The sequence below is a fragment of the Streptomyces sp. R35 genome (assembly GCF_041053035.1).
Classification (GTDB): Bacteria; Actinomycetota; Actinomycetes; order Streptomycetales; family Streptomycetaceae; genus Streptomyces; species Streptomyces lutosisoli.
This window is the reverse complement of record NZ_CP163440.1, coordinates 9,067,940-9,085,706: the sequence shown is the minus strand read 5'-3', so window position 1 is coordinate 9,085,706 and position 17,767 is coordinate 9,067,940. Positions and strand designations below refer to the sequence as shown.

Annotated in this window: 13 protein-coding genes and 2 pseudogenes; 2 read left to right on the top strand and 13 right to left on the bottom strand. The window is 67.4% G+C overall.

Annotation, left to right across the window (positions count from 1 at the left end; genetic code table 11):
* Positions 1–440 precede the first annotated feature (440 nt).
* From AB5J50_RS40880 to AB5J50_RS40850, 7 genes and pseudogenes are all read right to left on the bottom strand, one after another.
* Positions 441–818, bottom strand: a pseudogene (locus AB5J50_RS40880) (MFS transporter); the annotation flags it as partial.
* Between the two features lie 342 nt (positions 819–1,160).
* Positions 1,161–2,705: a class I adenylate-forming enzyme family protein gene (locus tag AB5J50_RS40875; protein WP_369263684.1), complete on the bottom strand. Its 1,545-nt coding sequence runs from the start codon at positions 2,703–2,705 to the stop codon at positions 1,161–1,163.
* The gene (locus tag AB5J50_RS40870; protein WP_369263683.1) at positions 2,702–3,586 is read right to left on the bottom strand and encodes an MBL fold metallo-hydrolase; all 885 of its coding nucleotides are present in this window, start codon (positions 3,584–3,586) and stop codon (positions 2,702–2,704) included. Before AB5J50_RS40870 ends, AB5J50_RS40875 begins: the two co-directional genes overlap by 4 nt.
* Positions 3,587–3,760: 174 nt before the next feature.
* Positions 3,761–4,591 carry a hypothetical protein gene (locus tag AB5J50_RS40865; protein WP_369263682.1) on the bottom strand — a complete coding sequence of 277 codons (831 nt, stop codon included), beginning with the start codon at positions 4,589–4,591 and terminating at the stop codon, positions 3,761–3,763.
* 98 nt (positions 4,592–4,689) lie between these two features.
* Complete coding sequence (locus tag AB5J50_RS40860; protein WP_369263681.1) at positions 4,690–5,127, bottom strand: tautomerase family protein; 438 nt, start codon at positions 5,125–5,127, stop codon at positions 4,690–4,692.
* Between the two features lie 67 nt (positions 5,128–5,194).
* Positions 5,195–6,100 (bottom strand): alpha/beta hydrolase, encoded by a 906-nt coding sequence (locus AB5J50_RS40855; protein WP_369263680.1) that lies wholly within the window; start codon positions 6,098–6,100, stop codon positions 5,195–5,197.
* Positions 6,101–6,273: 173 nt separating this feature from the next.
* The gene (locus tag AB5J50_RS40850) at positions 6,274–7,338 is read right to left on the bottom strand and encodes an AraC family transcriptional regulator (protein WP_369263679.1); all 1,065 of its coding nucleotides are present in this window, start codon (positions 7,336–7,338) and stop codon (positions 6,274–6,276) included.
* On the opposite strand from AB5J50_RS40850, the gene AB5J50_RS40845 reads away from it, so the two are divergent.
* Complete coding sequence (locus AB5J50_RS40845; RefSeq protein WP_369263678.1) at positions 7,328–8,374, top strand: AraC family transcriptional regulator; 1,047 nt, start codon at positions 7,328–7,330, stop codon at positions 8,372–8,374. The two genes, AB5J50_RS40850 and AB5J50_RS40845, sit on opposite strands and share 11 nt — an antisense overlap.
* On the opposite strand, the gene AB5J50_RS40840 is transcribed toward AB5J50_RS40845, so the two are convergent.
* A complete protein-coding gene (locus tag AB5J50_RS40840) occupies positions 8,357–10,603 on the bottom strand; it encodes a SpoIIE family protein phosphatase (protein WP_369263677.1) in 2,247 nt (748 codons plus the stop codon). The genes AB5J50_RS40845 and AB5J50_RS40840 overlap by 18 nt on opposite strands.
* Positions 10,604–11,488: 885 nt before the next feature.
* On the opposite strand from AB5J50_RS40840, the gene AB5J50_RS40835 reads away from it, so the two are divergent.
* Complete coding sequence (locus AB5J50_RS40835) at positions 11,489–11,728, top strand: hypothetical protein (protein WP_369263676.1); 240 nt, start codon at positions 11,489–11,491, stop codon at positions 11,726–11,728.
* A gap of 960 nt (positions 11,729–12,688) precedes the next feature.
* Here AB5J50_RS40835 and AB5J50_RS40830 read toward each other — a convergent pair.
* The 5 genes and pseudogenes from AB5J50_RS40830 to AB5J50_RS40810 form a co-directional block, all read right to left on the bottom strand.
* Positions 12,689–13,861 (bottom strand): acetyl-CoA C-acyltransferase, encoded by a 1,173-nt coding sequence (locus AB5J50_RS40830; protein WP_369263675.1) that lies wholly within the window; start codon positions 13,859–13,861, stop codon positions 12,689–12,691.
* A gap of 56 nt (positions 13,862–13,917) precedes the next feature.
* Positions 13,918–14,595: a 3-oxoacid CoA-transferase subunit B gene (locus AB5J50_RS40825; protein WP_369263674.1), complete on the bottom strand. Its 678-nt coding sequence runs from the start codon at positions 14,593–14,595 to the stop codon at positions 13,918–13,920.
* A 98-nt stretch (positions 14,596–14,693) separates the two neighbouring features.
* Positions 14,694–15,350 (bottom strand): annotated as a pseudogene (locus AB5J50_RS40820) (3-oxoacid CoA-transferase subunit A); the annotation flags it as partial.
* A gap of 863 nt (positions 15,351–16,213) precedes the next feature.
* Complete coding sequence (locus AB5J50_RS40815; protein WP_369263673.1) at positions 16,214–16,750, bottom strand: CGNR zinc finger domain-containing protein; 537 nt, start codon at positions 16,748–16,750, stop codon at positions 16,214–16,216.
* Between the two features lie 212 nt (positions 16,751–16,962).
* Entirely contained in the window at positions 16,963–17,751 is a 789-nt protein-coding gene (locus tag AB5J50_RS40810) for an enoyl-CoA hydratase/isomerase family protein (protein ID WP_369263672.1), read from the bottom strand.
* Between the last annotated feature and the right edge of the window lie 16 nt (positions 17,752–17,767).

The window sequence follows — 17,767 nt, the reverse complement described above, 5'->3', positions numbered from 1 at the left end:
GTCAGCCACGGGCGCCCCGGTTTCCCGGAGAAGTCGAGCACCCAGATGTCGAGTTGGGGATGGTCGGCCTGCCAGACCTCCCTGGGTGCGCCTGCCTCGCTCCGGCAGTTCGAACCCACGCCTCCCGGCGGCGCTTGGCGCTCCGGTGCGCCATCGCTATCGGCCCCGGATCGACAAAGGTGACGATCTCGTGCACTGTGCCTACCGGGGGCTCGGCCGATCCCGCCGGGCCGCGACGCCGGACGCCTGCCGTTGGATCGCCGCTGTCGGGAGACCAGGCGTCCTCAAGGCCAGGCCCTCGATGAAACATCCAAGGCATCGAAGCGGCCCGCGTGACAGGCAACCAGCCACCGCTGAGCGGCTCGGTACGGCACCTGCATCGCCGGCGGGGCCGCTGTGAGCGTCACCCGGTCGGGCGGGTAAGCACCCTGCTGCTTGGCACCCCTGCAGGCACGCGCCGCGAAGAGCAGGCCGGGGCCCGTCGCGGCGCCGCCAGGGCGGACGCTGCCGCGAAGCCGACCAGGCCCACAAGGAAGGTCCGCTCGCGTCCGACCAGGTCGGCGATCCGACCGCCCGCAGGCAGACTCCCGAACGCGAGCGTGTATGCGGTAATCACTCACTGGCGGCTGTCATCGAACGCCCCCAGTCCCCGCTGGGCCGAGGGCAGAGCGATGTTCACGATCGTGGTGTCCAAGACACCATCGGCTGCGCGAGGGCGATCACGTCCAGGCCCACCACCGATCCGGATCAGGAGACAGCTCGTCCGATCGGGCGTCGGCGGTGGCAGAAGTTCTGCCGGGGGTCTCACCGGCTCGCATGCGCTCAGTCTGGGTGAGCCGGCTCCTGACCGCCTCCGCGCCATCCCGTCGTGGGCGTCGCGATGGCCAATGTGCGCTGCCAAGATGCAGGCAGGGTCGTCGGTCGCGCAGGCCGTGGTGAGTTGCGGCGGTCGGACGCGGCGCGGGACGTAGAACCGTTCGCCAGATGCTCGCCCCTTGCCTCGCGGTCGTCCATCCGCACGAGCATGCCCCTGAAGCGTCACGCCGGCCCCTCCGGCCGGCACCTTCGAAGACGATCGGGTGGCGGGAGGGAATCTCGCCCCGCGGGCCACCCGACCTTCGAAGATGGCGGGCCCTCGATGACCGAGCATCTGCTGGTGGTCAATGGGATGACAGGGCTTTGGCGTGAGCGGCCCGCAACGAGGGCTTGTCGATCTTGCCGACAGCGTTCTTGGGGATGGCGTCGACCACGAGGAACGACGTCGGCCGCTTGTAGCCGCTGAGGTGTTGCGCAGTCAGCGCTTCCAGAGCCGCGGGGTGGACGGTCGTACCAGGTCGCGGCTGGACGTAGGCGACTACCACCTCTCCCCACTTGTCGTCAGGCACACCGATGACGGCGGCCTCGAGGACAGACGGGTCAGCCGTGAGGACGTCCTCGATCTCCTTGGGGTAGATGTTCTCGCCACCACGGATGATCATGTCTTTCGATCGCCCGACCAGGGTCAGGTAGCCGTCCGCGTCCAGGTGGCCCACGTCGCCGGTGTACAGCCATCCGTCCACGATCGTCTTCGTCGTGTCTTCCGGCCGGCCGAGATAACCACGCATGACATTGGGGCCACGCACGATGACCTCACCATCCATGCCGGTCGCCAGCTCGTTACCCTGCTCGTCGACGATCCGGAGCTCCTGCCCCGGGACGGCAACCCCCACGGTGCCTGCGCGGCGCGGACCCGCGACGGGGTTGACGGTGGAGAAGCAGGTTCCTTCGGACAGCCCGTAGCCCTCAATGATGGGGAAGCCGTACCGAGCCTCGAATCGGATCGGCAACTCGGCGGAGGCGGGTGCTGCGCCGCACGTGCCGTAACGCAGCGAGGACGTGTCGGGTCGAACGTCGGCCGGCAGCGCCTCGAGCACGTTGTAGATCGTGGGCACGGCACTGAAGTAGGTGGGTCGCTCCCGCTCGACGAGATCGAAGAAGGTCTTGGGGTCGAACCGGTCGGTGATGAAGACACTGCCGCCTGCGACCAGCGGCATGAGCACGCTGATCACGATGGCGTTGACGTGGAAGAGCGGCAGGATCAGCAAGCAGCGGTCGGTGGGCCCGGTCTCGATCACCTGGCACCCCATCGCCGCCATCGCGTCGATGTTGGAGTGGTCGAGCATCACGCCCTTCGGTACGCCCGTCGTTCCGCTGGTGTAGATCAGGAGTGCCGGCGCGGTCGAGTCCAGCTGCGGCGTCGGACCCGACGCCACCGCCTCTCCGTACAGGTCGTCGACGGCCAGCGTGGCGACGCCTGCAGCGGTCGTGCCGTCCTCGACGACCAGCACGCGTGCGCCCGAGTCGTGGAGCTGCCGTGCGACCTCACCCTCGGTCAGGCTCGGATTGACCGGGGTGACGGTCGCCCCGAGCCGCCAGGCCGCGAACAGCAGAAACACGAACTCGACGCGGTTCCTCAGCTTGAGCGCCACGACATCGCCAGTACCGATCCCAAGGTCCTGAAGGTGACGAGCAGCAGCCCGGACACGGGTCAGGAACTGGGCATTGGTGAGCGACTGACGTCCGTCGGCAACCGCGGGCCCATCCGGAGTGGATGCGGCGCGACGGTCGGGCAGAGAGGCGAATTTCATGGTGAGGTCACCTATCGTGGTGTGGCGCGTTTCAACGCGAAGGCAACAGTGCGGGCTTCGGGTGACAGGCTCGGTCACTCAGCAGCATCGCGCTTCGCGATCGCCTCGCCGGCGGAGAACTGGAGCGTCCAGACGTTGCCGTGGTGCGGGTACTTCTCCACCATGGTGGCCACCAGCTCTTCGGCGTCCTTCGCGACCTCGGAGGCAGCCGCGAAGTCCTGGATGTAGGCGCGGGTCTGGGCGATCATGGTCTCGACCGCGTAGTCGTCGCCGTCGGGCCTGCGGTGTCCGGACACGATCATGCGCGGGCGGAGGCTCTCCACGGTGTCGACGGTCTCGAGCCAGTCCTGCCACTCATCAGGCGTCGACAGGCCGAGCATCGGGTGGATCTCGTTGTAGACGGAGTCACCGGCCACGACGACGTCGATCTCGGGGATGTGCACGATGCTCGTGGGATGGATGTCGGCCTGCTTCACCTCGATGATGTGCAGGGGAGATCCGTCGACGTACAGCGTGTCGCCTTCGAGTGGCTCCGGAAGCGGCCCCGCCATGATGCAGGTGTCGCCGAACAGCATGCGCCACTGCTCGATCTGAAGCTGCATGTTCTGCTTCATGGACTCGACCACGTGGGGCAGCGCCACGGCCTTCGCCTCCGGGAACCGCTCCAGGAGTGGTCCGAAGCCCAGGTAGTGATCAGCGTGATCGTGGGTGATGTAGATCGTCGTGAGCTTCTTGCCGGTGCGCTCGATCAGGTCACCGAGGTCGCGGACGTCGTCCTTGAGGTAGAGCGCGTCGATCAGGACCACCTCGGTGGCGCCGCTCACGAGCGTGGCCGTGGTGGGCGAGAAGGTGCCGTTCGGTACGCCGGGGAACTCCTCGGCCGGGACATTCGGCCAGCGACCGACGAAGACCGTGGCGCGGATGGGTGCGGCCGGCGAGGAGTGGGTGTCCGTGGTCACGAGGTACCTCCGGTTGCGGTGTTGTCGGCCGACGCGGCATTTCGCACGTCGGCGGGCGAAGTCAAGTTATGAACGCACGCGCGGTGACTCATAGAACGAGTGCGCCGAGCGCTGGTATGCGAGCGCCACGTTGCTCTGAAGCACCACCGTGGCTGCTGGAGCGGTTGATACGGCTCACTGAAGGACAAGCAACCCCGCGGAGACAGCGGCAGCGCAGAGTGCCAGAGTGATCGCGACGGTCGGCGCGACGCGCCGTTCGCTCGGCAGGGAGCGGAAAAGTCTGGACAGCGTGATCATCGCTGCGACCGGTGGTGCGGCTCGCCAGAAATCGCGCAGGGCCCCGCGACCGGCAGCGGCGAGCGCGGTATCCGCATACGCCGTCATCCGCGTCAGTGCGCGTGTCGTCTGCCCCACATTCGTAGGCGAGGGTGCTCGGCCCGCGACGACGGCACGCAGCGCCTCCTCGAGCGGCTCCAGTCTGTTCGACCAATGTGCCCGGAACACGATGGTGCCTGAGGGGTCGATGATGTACGCCGAGCTGGGGCGCGTGCCGAACGCGCGGTGCACCGTGCCGTCGATGCCGTCGACGACGACCTCGAAGCCGAAGCCGTGGTGGCTCTTGAGAGCGCGCGCGTTACGCATCTTCTCGTCGATCATGCGTGGCTGCGGAGTGTCGGCGCCAGGGTGTGCCTCACGAACGTTCACCACCACGAATCGGATCGCGTCACCGTACGTGCGGTGCAGGTCGAGCAGCCCCCGCCCCGCACTCTCGGTGACCGGGCAGGTCAGCGAACCGAAGACGAGCAGGACGGCACGGCCGTCCGCGGCGATACTTTCGCTGCTGAAGCGGCCTGCGTCAGTTGTCGGCAGGTCGATGTGGGGAATCCTGTCCCCGGCTCCCAGGTCGCCCCCCGGGATCCGCAGATCGCGCATGATGTCCGCGAAGGTCGGCCGGTCGATGCGGTAGCGGGTGCCCTCGCCGCGGGTGGTACGTGCTGTGGTCATCATGCGCTCCTCAGACGGATCCTCCGGAGATGGATGAGGTCCCGGGGCCCGCACGGTGGACAGGACCCCCACGGTGCCTCGGGACCTCGGTCAGGGGGTCAGCCGGTCAGCTCGTAGGGGACGGGCCGGTTCTCCCTGGCCCAGAGCTTCTCGATGTCGGACTCCGGCGGAGGCGGAACGAGGCCCTGGACGCGCCAGAGGTCCATGGGGGTCTCGTCGATGTGGACCTCCCAGTCGTAGCCGCGGTCCTTGACGAGCGGCGCCAGCTTCTCCTCGATGACCTCCATGCACAGGAACCGAATCTGGGGGTCGTCCATCTGCCGGGCGATGTGGTCCGTGCGGATCCGTATGAAGTTGTTGTTCGCCTTGCCACCGACGTACATGGTGTTCGCCGGCATGTCCTTGAACAGGACGACGACATAGAACTTCGGCAGGTTGACGTAGTCCACGTAGAGCGAGGTGATCCGCTCGGACAGTTGTTCCTTGTCCTCCGGGGTGAAGGCGTTCTCGGGGGTGAAGATCTCCCAGTACGGCATTGCGGCTCCTTGACGAATGGATCGGTGACGGAAGGTGCGGCTCGTCGATGCGGCTCAGGAGGGGGGCTCAGCCCCGGAGGTGCTTGACGAAGTGGTCCCGTGCGGCTGCGGAGAGCTCGAGGAAGCCGGGGCCGCTGTAGAAGTCGAAGTGGCCGCCCTGCTTGACGATGATCTGCTTCGGCTCCCGGGCCTCCTCGTACGCGTCGAGGGCCAACTCGAACGGTGCCACCCTGTCGTTGTCGGCCACGATCATCAGGAGCGGGGTCGGCGCGATGCGGCTGATGAAGGTACCCGGGGCGTACTCGGTCACCATCTCCATGCTTCGAGCCGTCAGCTCGTTCTTCCAGTTGGGCGCCCGGTCCGCCGACGTCTTGCTGAACCACTCGTAGGCGTCGGCCGCGGGCATCACGGCCTGCGCCGTCGGGTCGGCCGCGACGACCGGGACCCTAGCGGGCTCTCCGCCGGTGAACCGGTTGAGTCGGTCGCCCTCCTGGATCGCACGGAAGACCGGGATGAAGTCCGGCCGGATCGCCCGGCTCAGGGTGCGCGGACCCGTGATGAACGGCACCTGGGAGACGACGGCCTTCACCCTCTTGTCGATCGCCGCGACCATGAGGACGTGTCCACCGGAGAAGCTGGAGCCCCAGATGCCGATCTTCGACGCGTCCACCTCGGGGCGGGTGGTGGCGTAGGTGATCGCGTTCCGGAAATCCCGGTACTGCAGGACCGGGTCGACCTCCTGACGGGGAGTTCCCTCGCTGTCGCCGAAGTTCCGGTGATCGTAGGCGAGCACGTTGAGGCCGGCTTCGGAGAAGACCACGGCATAGTCGTCGAGGTGCATCTCCTTGACGCATGACAGCCCGTGCGCCAGGACCACGACCGGTGCCGGCGTGCTGGTGTTCCTGGCCGGATAGAACCAGCCCCGGAGGGTGACGCCGCCCTCGCCCTTGAACTCGATGTCTTCTCGATTCATGTGATCTTCCGATTCGCTTGCGATGGTCCGTCGGTCGTGTGGAGGTGCACTCGGAGTGATCCGACACTCGCGAGTCGTGGTGTCGGGCCCAGATTCCACGAATGCCTGTGAGGGCTCATAGAAGGATTGCGCCGCGGGGTGGTACGGGTGTGCCACGGCCTACGAGGAGACGGTCAGGCGCATCCGTGGGCTTCGCGGTAGTCGCCGGGCGACAGCGAGAACTCTCGACGGAACTCCCGTCCGAGGTGGCTGGCATCGCAGAAGCCCCAGCGGTGCGCGATCGCGGCAATGCAGAGGTTCGTGTTCACCAGGTCGCCTCTGGCCGCTGCCAGGCGGTGCATGCGGATGACCGCCCCGACGGTGTCCCCAGTCGACGCGAAGGCCCGGTGGACCGTCCTCGGAGAAACGCTGTGGGCGGCAGCGAGGTCGGCGACTCTGATCGGTCCACCGGCGAGATGGTCGATGATCCAGTCTTCCAGCCGCCGTCGGAACAACTGCAGGAACTCGTCGTCGCCGATGTGGGGTCGACTCGCACGGATCATGCCGGCGATGAGGACGAGGAGGGCGTTGCGCGCTCCCTCGACCTCCGCCGCGGACATCCGCCCGATGTGACGGTCCATGCTCATGAGGAAGCCGTGGAGGAGGTTGGCCAAAGGGTTCTGAGCCGTGTCCAGGAGCAGGCAACCGGGTGCGCCGCCCCCCGCGTCGAACGGGGACAGGGCGCTCATGGGCACCCGGACCGTTCGTTTGGCCAGGTGATCCGGGATGACGAACCGCCCGGTGGTGCGGGTGCTCATGATGAGAACCGTTCCTGGTCGCAGGATGACGGTCTCGTCAGAAGTCTCGATGATCTGTTGGCCGGCGGTGGCGGCGAGGAGCAGCAGCGCGTCATCGTCCTGACGCACTGCGTTTCTGCCTCGGGTCCCTTCGACCTGCGGGCACACCCAGTCGGTGATGAGAAGGTCTCCGAGGTCCAGCTCCTCGGCAGATCCGAAGCGCTTGACCGGCCCTGTGACCTGCAGGTCCATGGAGGCGAGGCGGTCACGGACGGCGAGCCTCCAGCGGACGTCCAACTCTTCGGATGTCAGCAGGTCGGCGGGGCTTAGCATGGATGGGGCGACAGTCACTTCGGCTCCAGCTCGATAGAAGCTGTCCTCTCGGTCGTGACTCGTAGTTTGCTTCGTCGAAACATTCCGGTACTTGCCCTGAGGCGACAAGGATTTGTCCTTGCGTGACACCGATCTTCCTGTCCGGTGCTCTGCCCTGCAGGGGCTGTCCACGCTCGTCACCGAGTTCGGCGGCTCGGGCCCCGAACTCCTCGCGGCATATGGTTTCGACGAGGCGAGGATCGCCGAGGGCAACTCGTTCGTGAGTCTCCGACTGGTCGAGCGCGTTCTCGAGGAAACGGCCGGCCGATTCGCGCTTCCGGACCTCGGGTTGAGGATGGCGGCGCAGCAGGACCTGCATGTGCTGGGACCGCTGGCGATCGCCATGGAGAACTCACGCACGATCGGCGAGGCCGTCGAGTGCGCGAGCCGATACCTGTTCGTCTACAGCCCGGCCCTCTCACTCGAGGAAACCGACGATCCGCTGGGAAGTCCCGGTGTGGTCGGCCTTCGCTACACAACCACGGGCATCAACGCATCACCACAGGCGATCGACTACGGCATCGGGATCGTCCACCGAGTCCTGACGCTGATCCACGGCGACGCACCCTACGGACTTCGTTCGGTCCTGCTTCCACACGCTCGCCTGGTACAGGAAAGCTCCTACCGGAAGTACTTCGGGGCCGAGGTCAGATTCGACTGTCCGAGCGCGGTCCTGCGCGTCCCGAGCCAACTGTTCTCGACACCGGTCAGCGGCGGCGATGACCTGCTTCACGACATCGCGATGGACCATCTCGAAACGCACTTCGGCCACCAGCACGTGCCGATGTCGGACCTGGTCGCAGCGATTCTCAGCGAACAGCTCGGATCCAGCGGTCCGGACCTGTCGAAAGTCGCGCGCCTGCTGAGTCTCCATCCGCGTTCACTGCAGCGGTCCCTGTCCAAGGAGGGCACGACCTTCTCCGGCGTCGTCGATCGTGTACGCAGGAGTCAGGCCCTGGACTTGATCACGAGGACCGACCTGTCCTTCTCGCAGATCGCGGCCAGCCTGGGGATGCAGGAACAGTCCAGCCTCACTCGTGCGGTACGTCGGTGGTTCGACACGTCACCTTCCAGACTGCGACGCGAAGGACTGGAGCCGAAAGGTCAGTCAGCCCTCATCGACTAAGCGTCTTCCTCTGCCCGGGAGGGCCTGTTCGGCCCAGATGACCTTGCCCTCACCACTGTGCCGTGCGCCCCAGCGCTCGGCGAGCTGGGCGACCAGGAGCAGGCCGCGGCCGCCTTCGTCGAAGACCCGGGCATGGCGCAGGTGCGGGGCGGTGCTGCTGGCGTCGGAGACTTCGCACGTCAGAGTGGATTGGAGGATCATCCGCAGCTGTATGGGGGCTTTGCCGTAGCGGATGGCGTTGGTCACCAGTTCGCTGACCATGAGCTCCGTTGTGAAGGACAGTTCTTCCAGGCCCCAGGTGGCGAGTTGGTCGGATGCGTAGGTGCGGGCGCCGGCCACGAGCGCCGGGTCGGAGGGGAGGTCCAATGTGGCGACGTGCCTGGCGTCAAGCGCTCGGGTTCGCGCCACGAGAAGGGCGATGTCATCGGTGGGGCGGCCGGGCAGCAGCGCGGACAGCAGGTCCTCGCAGGTCGCCTCCAACGAAGCGGGTGCTCGGGCAAGGACGTTGCGCAGCAGCGTGAGTGCGGTGTCCACGTCGCGAGCGCGGCTTTGGACGAGGCCGTCGGTGTACAGGACCAGGAGACTGCCTTCCGGCAGTTGGAATTGGGCTGTCTCAAAGGGGAGGCCGCCCAGGCCCAGAGGCGGGCCGATGGACAGTTCCGGGAAGCCGACCGCCCGGAGGGGTGGGCTGTGGCCGCCGGAGTCCAGGGGCGTGACGACGGCCGGTGGAACGTGTCCGGCGCTGGCCAGGGAGCACAGGCGGGAGACCGGGTCGTAGACCGCGTACAGGCAGGTGGCGATTGTCTCGTCCGCATCCCGTTCCTGCTCACGCTGCATCCGGATGACCACGTCATCGAGGTGGGTGAGCAGTTCGTCGGGCATCAGGTCGATGTCCGCGAGAGTACGGACGGCCGTCCGCAGGCGGCCCATGGTGGCAGAGGCGTGGAGGCCGCGGCCGACAACGTCACCCACCACGAGTGCGACGCGGGCACCGGACAGCGGAATCACGTCGTACCAATCGCCGCCCACGCCTGCCCGGGATCCGCAGGGCAGGTAGCGGCAGGCGGTCTCGACGGCGGACTGCTCGGGCACCTGATGCTGGAGCAGGCTGCGCTGGAGCGTGAGCGCCGTGGAACGCTCGTGGGTGTAGCGACGAGCGTTGTCGATGTACACGGCTGCTCTGGACGCGATCTCCTGGGCCAGGCGCAGATCCTCGTCGTCGAACGGGACTGCGGTTCGGTGGCGGAGGAACTGCACGAGGCCCAGGGGGGTTCCGCGGGCCCACAGCGGGACCAGGAGCACTGAGTGGATGCCGAAGATCCGCAGGGCACGTCTGCGGTCCGGGGAAGCCGCCAACCATGGCGGAACGTCCGAGCCCTCAATGTCGTGCCGCAGGGGCTGTCCAGTGGCCAGTGAGCGAGCAGGCTCCGACCCCTCGGGATATGTGTGTCTTTCCCCGGTGCCGACTGCTGAGTCCGGGCAGCCATCCAATACGGATTGCTGGGCGACCCGACGGACTGCCGACGCAACTCGGGCCGGCACCGCACCCTCCTCCTGGAGTGCGGAGTCGAGCAGGTCGACGGTGACGAGATCAGCGAAGCGGTCGGTACCGACGTCTGCCAGTTCCTGGGCGGTGCGGGCGGTGTCCAGGGTGGTCCCGATCCGCGTGTTGGCCTCGTTGATCACGCTCAGCCGCCGCTGCAGCCAGCGGTCGCGTTCCTGCTGGTACGCCGCGACGGCCTGCTCCGCGGTGCGATCGACGTACTCGAAACCCATCGCGCTCAGTGCGACCGTTGCCGCGTTGATCAGCTCCGGGGCGTCGGTGAGACAGTTTGTCTCCTCGTAGAGCAGATGAACAAGACGAGCCTGGACCAGCCGATAGATACGTAGGAGATCACTGATCGGCACCCTGTGCTTGGCGAGTAGGCGAGCGAGCTCAATGGCGGCAGGCGGCGTCTTCACATCGGTCTCTGTGCCCTGCTCGAGAAAATCCAGAAGGGTGGTGATGTGTTCCGACGCAGCCGCTGGCAGCACAGCGGCGATGTCCTGGTATGCCCACACCTTCGGAAGCTCCCGGCGCAAGCTCTGCAGCGACGCATCGACCAATTGGTCCGCTCGGGGCTCGAGCCCTCGAGCGAGATCGCTGATGAAGGCATGGGCGTCTGTACCCACATCCACAATATACGGGCAAAACGGGTGGGCGGGCATCCGCCTGCCTGCCTCGAACATGCAGCCGGTCCGTGGGCTGGTGGTGCACGGAGTGTGGAAGGTGGTGGTCGCGCCGCGTTCTCGTGGCATCACCAGAAGCTCGGCCCGGAGGGACGCGCCTCGGCGCAGCAGGCGCGCTGGGGCCAAGGACCTGGGTGACGGTGCCGGCACCGGACTACCAGCGGATTCTGGGTGTGCTGGAGGAGTGGCGAACAGGGGACCGGCGAAGGCTCAGAAGATCGCGGTGGAGCTGGGCCTGGGGACGACTCCGGCGAAGGTCGAGGGGGTGCACTCGAAGGCCAGGCACCTGACAGAACACGGGGGGCTCAGGCAGGAGACGTCGGAGATGTTCAGCACCGACCGGCGGCCCGCGGTCGCGCCGGACGCCGGCCCATCGTGGCTGACCCGGCCACCGCCCCGCACCTGGGGCGGGGTCCTGGTCGTCGATGACTCCGGCGACCGCAAGGCCAGCCGGGGTCGCGGGTGCTTTCGCCGCTGTCGCGCAGGATGACGAGCGGGACGGGATCGGGCAGTGACACCAGGGCGTAGGTGGGGCACCGGCCTTCGTGGGGAGTGAGCTGGAGGGCGCCGGGGGCGAGACCGGCGTCCCGCATGGCCGACGCGACCACCTGCGCCATCAGGGCTTCGGAGGAGCGCAGGGCAACGGAGCCGGTGCGCAACACGCCGGCGTTGCGGGACTTGAGGAACTGGGAGGCGATGTCCAGCCTCACGACGAGGGCCTCTCGGCGACCGGGGCCGCCGGGATGGGCCGTGCGCTCCTGGACGCTGACGGAGTCCGAACTCCACCGCCTGCCCGTTCTGCCTCGTCATGCTCACCGACTCGGTCAACGGCAAGAAGGCTGCGGCTGACAGCGGCTCCGCCGCGGGCGGCAAGGCCAAGGACGTGTGATCAACGGCTCCGGCAACGTCAGCCCGCCGGCCCGCAGGGCGGTTATGAAAGCCGTCCGTGAAGTGGGCTACGTACCCAACCACGCCGCCCGCGCGCTGGTTCGGCAGCGCACCGACACCATCGCGTTCGTGGCCTCCCTGATGGAGGATCGTCGATTCTGGGAAGACCCGTTCTACTCACTGCTGGTGCAGGGGCCACAGCCGAACTGGCCGCAGAGGGAATGCAGTTGGTGTTGACCCTCGCCCGGTCCAGGCAAGAGCACGCCCAGCTCGCCACCTTTCTCACGGCACGTCACGTTGACGGGTCCTGCTTGCCTCCATGTGCGGTGACGACTCGCTTCCCGGCTGACTCGAAGCGGCGGGCGTCCCCACCGTGTCGATAGGGGCGCCAACCGACTCCGCATCGATTCGCTCCGTGGATTTCGACAACGAGGGCCGAGGCCGACGTGCTGCGGAGCATCTGCTGAAGCTCGGTCGCCGGTACTTCGCGATCATCACGGGTCCCTTGGCTTTGCAGGCCAACGTGGACCGCTAGAAGGAATTCGACGCTGCCCCGGTCGAGGCGGGCCACGAACATCCCCGAGGTCGCCCACGGTGACTTCACCTCAGGCTCCGGCGCTGCCGCAACTCTCGCCGAACCATTCATGAAAACGCAGTTCACCGGTAGCGGACTCTGCCGTGAAATCCGGGGCGAGGTCACCTATTTGGAGCGTCATTTCGGCGTTCTCCTTCAACCAGAGTGGGGTGTGGGAAAGGTAATGCGCGGCGAAGTGCCGCTGAAGCACCTGCAGATCGAAACTAACGTGACGGCGAACAGCACTGATCCCCAAGCCTCGGTGGCGACGCGGACCGTGCCGAGCCGGCCCTATTGCTCCTGCAAGGGCGGAAGGCTGCGGATCGCGCCGAGGGTCCTGTTGCGCGATTCACGGGACTTATCATTGCCTTGTACAGAGGCTTACCTGTCCGTGCAGGAGTGGAGGCCGCTCTTCGTCAGCCGCGGAGATCCCGCCGACGGCCCAGGCGTGCAGGGCTTGTGCGCGGCGTAGGCGCGGGTGGGACCCTGGGCGGCCATGCGGGCGAAAGCGGTCGCCGCGGCCAGCAGGAACGCGGCGGCGGTATCGGCGTCGCCGCCATCTAAAGGATCCCGCTGCACACAGTGGGCGGAAACCCCGCCGTTATCCGTTGCGGTGTGCCCGGTCATGCTTCGAGCACTACTGCGAGTCCCTGGCCGACGCCGATGCAGATGGCGGCGACGCCGATACCGCCGCCGCGTGCGGCAAGTGCGTGTGCGAGGTGTCCGACGATGCGTCCTCCGGAGGCGCCGAGGGGGTGGCCGATGGCGATGGCGCCGCCGTCGACGTTCACCTTCTGGGGATCGAGTTCGGGCCAGAGCCGCATGCAGGCGATGCTCTGGGCGGCGTATGCCTCGTTGAGTTCGACGAGGTCGACGTCCGACCAGGTTCTGCCGGCGCGGGCGAGGGCGCGGTTGGCTGCCTCCACCGGGGCGATGCCGAAGACGTCCGGGTCGTTGCCGGCCACTCCTCGTCCGGTGATGCGGGCCAGGGGTTGTGCTCCGGGCAGTGCGTTCTCGGCTCCGAGCAGTACTGCGGAGGCACCGTCGTTGAGGGGAGAGGAGTTGCCCGCTGTGACGCTTCCGTTCGCGAGGAATGCCGGCTTGAGCGCGGCAAGGGCGGCCATGCTCGTGTCGTCGCGGATGCCCTCGTCGCGGTCGAGGTGGACACCGGGCACACCGATGATCTCTGCCGCGTAGGCGCCGTCGGCGAATGCGCGTGCCGCGTTCTGATGGCTGCGCAGGGCGAAGGCGTCCTGCTCCTCGCGTGAGATGGCGAAGCGTTCCGCGAGGATCTCGGCTGTCTGTCCCAGGGGGATGGTCCACTGCTCGGGCATGCGGGGGTTCACGAGCCGCCATCCCAGGGTTGTGGAGACCATGGTCGCGTTGCCTGCCGGGTAGGCTCGGTCCGGCTTGGGCACAACCCACGGTGCGCGGCTCATCGACTCGACGCCGCCGGCGAGCACGAGCGTTGCGTCACCCGCTTCGATGGCGCGGCTGCCCTGGATGACCGCCTCGACTCCGGAGCCGCACAGGCGGTTGACGGTCACGCCGGGCGTGCTGGTGGGGAACCCTGCCAGCAGTGCGCCCATTCGGGCCACATTGCGATTGTCCTCGCCGGCGCCGTTGGCGTTGCCGAACACGATGTCGTCGATCCGCTCCGGGTCCAGGTCCGGCTGCCGCTCGACGAGGGCGCTCATGACATGTGCGGCGAGGTCGTCCGGGCGTACGCCCGCCAGTGCTTTGCCGTACTTTCCGAAGGGGGTTCGTAGAGCGTCGTATACGAAGCTAGCGGTCATGACCTCGTCCGTTTTCGTTCATGGTCGTCGAGTGGCGGGAGTGTGCTGGGGCCTTGTCAGGAACGGTCGGCAAGGGGGGCAACTCGTCCATCGCTGAGGTGCAGGCCGGTGGCCTTGGCGAGCGCGTCGATCGTGGCGGTGCCGAACAACTCGCGCACCGCAAAGCCGGCGGGGGTGATGTCGAATACCGCGTGGTTGGTGTAGACGCGGGTGACGCAGCCCACGCCGGTGAGGGGGTAGGTGCACTGTGTGACGAGTTTTGGTGTGCCGTCCCGGGTGAGCAGATCAGTCATCACCCACACCGACTTGGCACCGATCGCCAGGTCCATCGCCCCGCCGACCGCGGGTATGGCGTCGGCGGCACCGGTGTGCCAATTGGCCAGGTCGCCGTGCTCGGAGATCTGGAACGCCCCGAGCACGCAGATGTCCAGGTGCCCTCCGCGCATCATGGCGAACGAGTCGGCGTGGTGGAAATAGGAGGCTCCGGGCCGCTCGGTCACCGGCTGCTTCCCCGCGTTGATGAGATCTGGATCGATGTGGCCCGGCACTGGTGCGGGCCCCATCGCCAGCATGCCGTTCTCGGTGTGCAGGACGACTTCCACATCTTCGGGGATGGCATCGGCCACGAGCGTCGGCGCGCCGATCCCCAGGTTCACGACGGAGCCCTCGGGAATGTCGAGCGCTATGCGGGCGGCGAGTTCGCGGCGAGAAAGGCCGGAGCTGAGAACGGTCATCGGTTTTCGTCCCGTGATTCGATGGTGCTCGGGTTCGGGTTGCCCTCAGCGTCCGCGGCGCCGACGAAGGCACCCTCACGCAGCCATGTCCGCTCTCCGACACCGACCACCCGATCGACGAAAATCCCCGGCGTGACAACGGTCTCGGGATCGATCGCGCCCAACTCCACGACGCGGTCCACCTGTACGACGGTGCTCTGCGCGGCGGCAGCCATGATCGGCCCGAAGTTCCGCGCGGTCTTGCGGTACACCACGTTGCCCCAGCGGTCGGCCAGATGGCCGCTCACCAGCGCATAGTCGGCGTGCAGAGGGTGTTCCAGCACGTGGTCGCGCCCGCCGATGACCCGATGCTCCTTGCCGGCGGCCAGCGGGGTGCCGAAGCCCGTGGGAGTGAAGAACGCGCCGATTCCCGCGCCCGCGGCTCGGATGCGTTCAGCCAGTGTCCCCTGCGGGGCGAGTTCGAGCTCGATCTTCCCCGCCCGGTAGAGGCGGTCGAAGACGTATGAGTCGCTCTGACGCGGGAACGAGCAGATGATCTTGCGGACGCGGCCTGCTGCGAGCAGAGCGGCCAGGCCCGTGTTTCCGTTGCCTGCGTTGTTGTTGATGACCACGAGTTCGCGGGCGCCCTGCTCGAGAAGGGCGTCGATCAACTCCACGGGCTGACCGGCTCTGCCGAAACCGCCGATCATGATCGTTGCCCCGTCCTCGATGCCCGCCACGGCCTCGGCGACACTCGGACAGACCTTCGAGATCACGTGACATCACCCTTTCGCGAAGCGGCCTCAATGCCGCCCTGCTGGCGGTTAACAGTACATCGGGAGAGGCGATTCGTACATAGTCAAAATGCCAATGGCTATGTACAAGGCGGTCGGCCATCCGGCGGGCGGCAGCGGGGCGTGCCTCGTGTGCCCAAGGAAGTGTCCACAGGAGGAGTCCGGCCGCCGGACCGCGAGCTGCGAGGAGCCGCCAGACGCCGTGGAAGGCTTCGACGGCCGTGACCGCCGTGGGTTGCCGAGGACAGCGCCGAGCTGGCGGAGGCTGCGTTGATCGCCGAGCCGAGCGCCAACGGCGCAGGCAGCGACTGGGCGGCGGCCCCCAACTAGGGCGGGCAGGGTGGACCCGCACCGAGCCCGGTCGGCAGCGCGGTGGGCATGGGTACGAGGGCGGTCGCCGCCCATGGAACCCTAGGTGCCGATGGCAACCGGCCGCCGGCCGACGGGAATTCCGGCAGGAGCGGGGCTGGTGACGTAGGTGAGACCAGGGCGGCGAAGGCCGCCGGCAGAGCCCGCCCCGCGATCAGCGACGCCCGCGTTCGACGCGAGGCCGCACGGGGCACAAGCTGGAGACGGCCTGCGTGACGAAGCGGCAGCCGACGAGCATCCCGCGAGCTCCGCCGGGCAGATCACACCGTACGGCGAGGTTGCCCAGCGTGCCGCGGCGGGAGGCGTCAGCCACGCTTCGGGTCGGTTGCCTCGGTTGCTGCCGGACGGGCGGTGGCGGGGCGTCGCCGTCCCGCCGGGCTGACTCGGTCTTTGTGACTGAGCATCTTCGGCAGCGCCCGCACCGTGCGCGACGGCGTCCGCTTGCGGATGCCATCGCATCACCGGATGCCATCGCATCACCGCGCCGAGGAGAGCCCGCGTTCCTTCAGACGGGCCCGATAGGCCCGTACGTTCTGGGTGTTCCCGCAGGTGGTGACGTCGTGCCAGAGACGCGAGCAGTTCTTGGAGCGGTCGTAGAACGCGCCGCGACAGCGAGGGTTCGCACACACCTTCAGTCGGCGCATCGTGTCGGCATAGGTGGCGGCGGCCAGTTGGATCATGACATACGAGCGGAGAAGTTCGACGCCCTTGCCGCGAGCGTGCAGCCGCGCGCCTCCGGCGTCCAGACTGACGGCTGCCGTCGTCTCGATCGACGGTGCGGCGACGGCGGCGGAAGGTTCGTCGGCATGCCCGGTGGCCAGCGCGGCACGGAGGTCGTCGCGCAGTGATTGGAGGCGACCGAGGCCCCGTGCATCAAGGGGGCATGGAGCGGAAGGAGCGCTGGAGTCGATACTGCTCAGCGTTGCGAGGGAGGACCGGAGCCACTGCTCCGCCGTAACGACGGACTCCAGGAGGTCAGGCTGGCGTGGCTTGCCCAGGCTCGCTGTGTTCAAGAGGTCCTGTACGAATCCCAGCCCGCCTGGGGCGTTGTGTTCGACTTCCTCATAGCGAGCCGAGGCCGGCCATTGGACCGCCGCACTCATCGTGTCCTCCTGGTGCCGTCAGGTTTCTTGCAGAGCCTCTGTAAGAGCCTATCGCTTTCACCTGTGACCCATGGCCAGACCGCATGAGCGGGGCCGCCTGCAGGACGGCCCCGCGAGGGGACCTATTCCCCGGTGAAGTCGACGGTGGGTCGGGGCCGTCCTTCCTTGTAGGCCGCCACGGCCGACGTGAGAGCGACAGCCACATCCTTGGACTCGAACAGGGGGATGGCGATGTCGAACATCGAGTCGTCGGCGGCCTTCACACCACCGGCTTCCCACATCCGCAGCAGCGCCTTGTGCGCGGCGTGCGCCCGGGTGGGCCCTGCGGCCACCTTGCGGGCGAACGCCCGAGCGGCCTCGAGGACTTCGGCATCGGGCAGGATGTGGTTGACGACTCCGGCCTGCGCCATGGTGGCAGCGGGAACCTGTTCCGAGGTCAGTGCCCATTCGTAGGCCCTGGCACGGCCCGCACGAGCGGCCGATCGGTAGATGCCGCCAAGCAGGGTGACGATGCCCAGCGTCTGCTCGGGGTGCCCGAACCGGGCGCCCTCGCCGGCGAAGATCACGTCGGAGCGCAGGGCGAGTTCGAAGCCCCCGCCGAAGCACAGGCCGTTCACCGCTGCGACCACTGGCACGGGAATCTGCTCGAAGCGGTTGAAGGCGAACATGTACCGCTCGAACAGCATCCGCAGCTGCCGCACGTCGAGGTCGGGCCACGTGACGATGTCCCCGCCGAAGCAGAAGTCAGGCCCTTCGGCCCGCAGCAGGATCGCCCGCGCCCCCGATGACTCCGCCTTCTCGACCGCTGCGAGCAGTTCCTCGGCCATCTGTTCGTCGATACGGTTCTGCGGCGGGTTGTCCAGGACGATCTCGGCGACGTGGTCGTTGATGTCGAAACCAAGATGGCTCATCGGTCTTCCATTTCTT

Bases quoted from the DNA above. Each gene is read 5' to 3' on its own strand.
- AB5J50_RS40865 (WP_369263682.1), bottom strand. From the start codon at position 4,591: ATGACCACAGCACGTACCACCCGCGGCGAGGGCACCCGCTACCGCATC.
- AB5J50_RS40860 (WP_369263681.1), bottom strand. From the start codon at position 5,127: ATGCCGTACTGGGAGATCTTCACCCCCGAGAACGCCTTCACCCCGGAG.
- AB5J50_RS40855 (WP_369263680.1), bottom strand. From the start codon at position 6,100: ATGAATCGAGAAGACATCGAGTTCAAGGGCGAGGGCGGCGTCACCCTC.
- AB5J50_RS40840 (WP_369263677.1), bottom strand. From the start codon at position 10,603: ATGTTCGAGGCAGGCAGGCGGATGCCCGCCCACCCGTTTTGCCCGTAT.
- AB5J50_RS40830 (WP_369263675.1), bottom strand. From the start codon at position 13,861: ATGACCGCTAGCTTCGTATACGACGCTCTACGAACCCCCTTCGGAAAG.
- AB5J50_RS40825 (WP_369263674.1), bottom strand. From the start codon at position 14,595: ATGACCGTTCTCAGCTCCGGCCTTTCTCGCCGCGAACTCGCCGCCCGC.
- AB5J50_RS40810 (WP_369263672.1), bottom strand. From the start codon at position 17,751: ATGAGCCATCTTGGTTTCGACATCAACGACCACGTCGCCGAGATCGTC.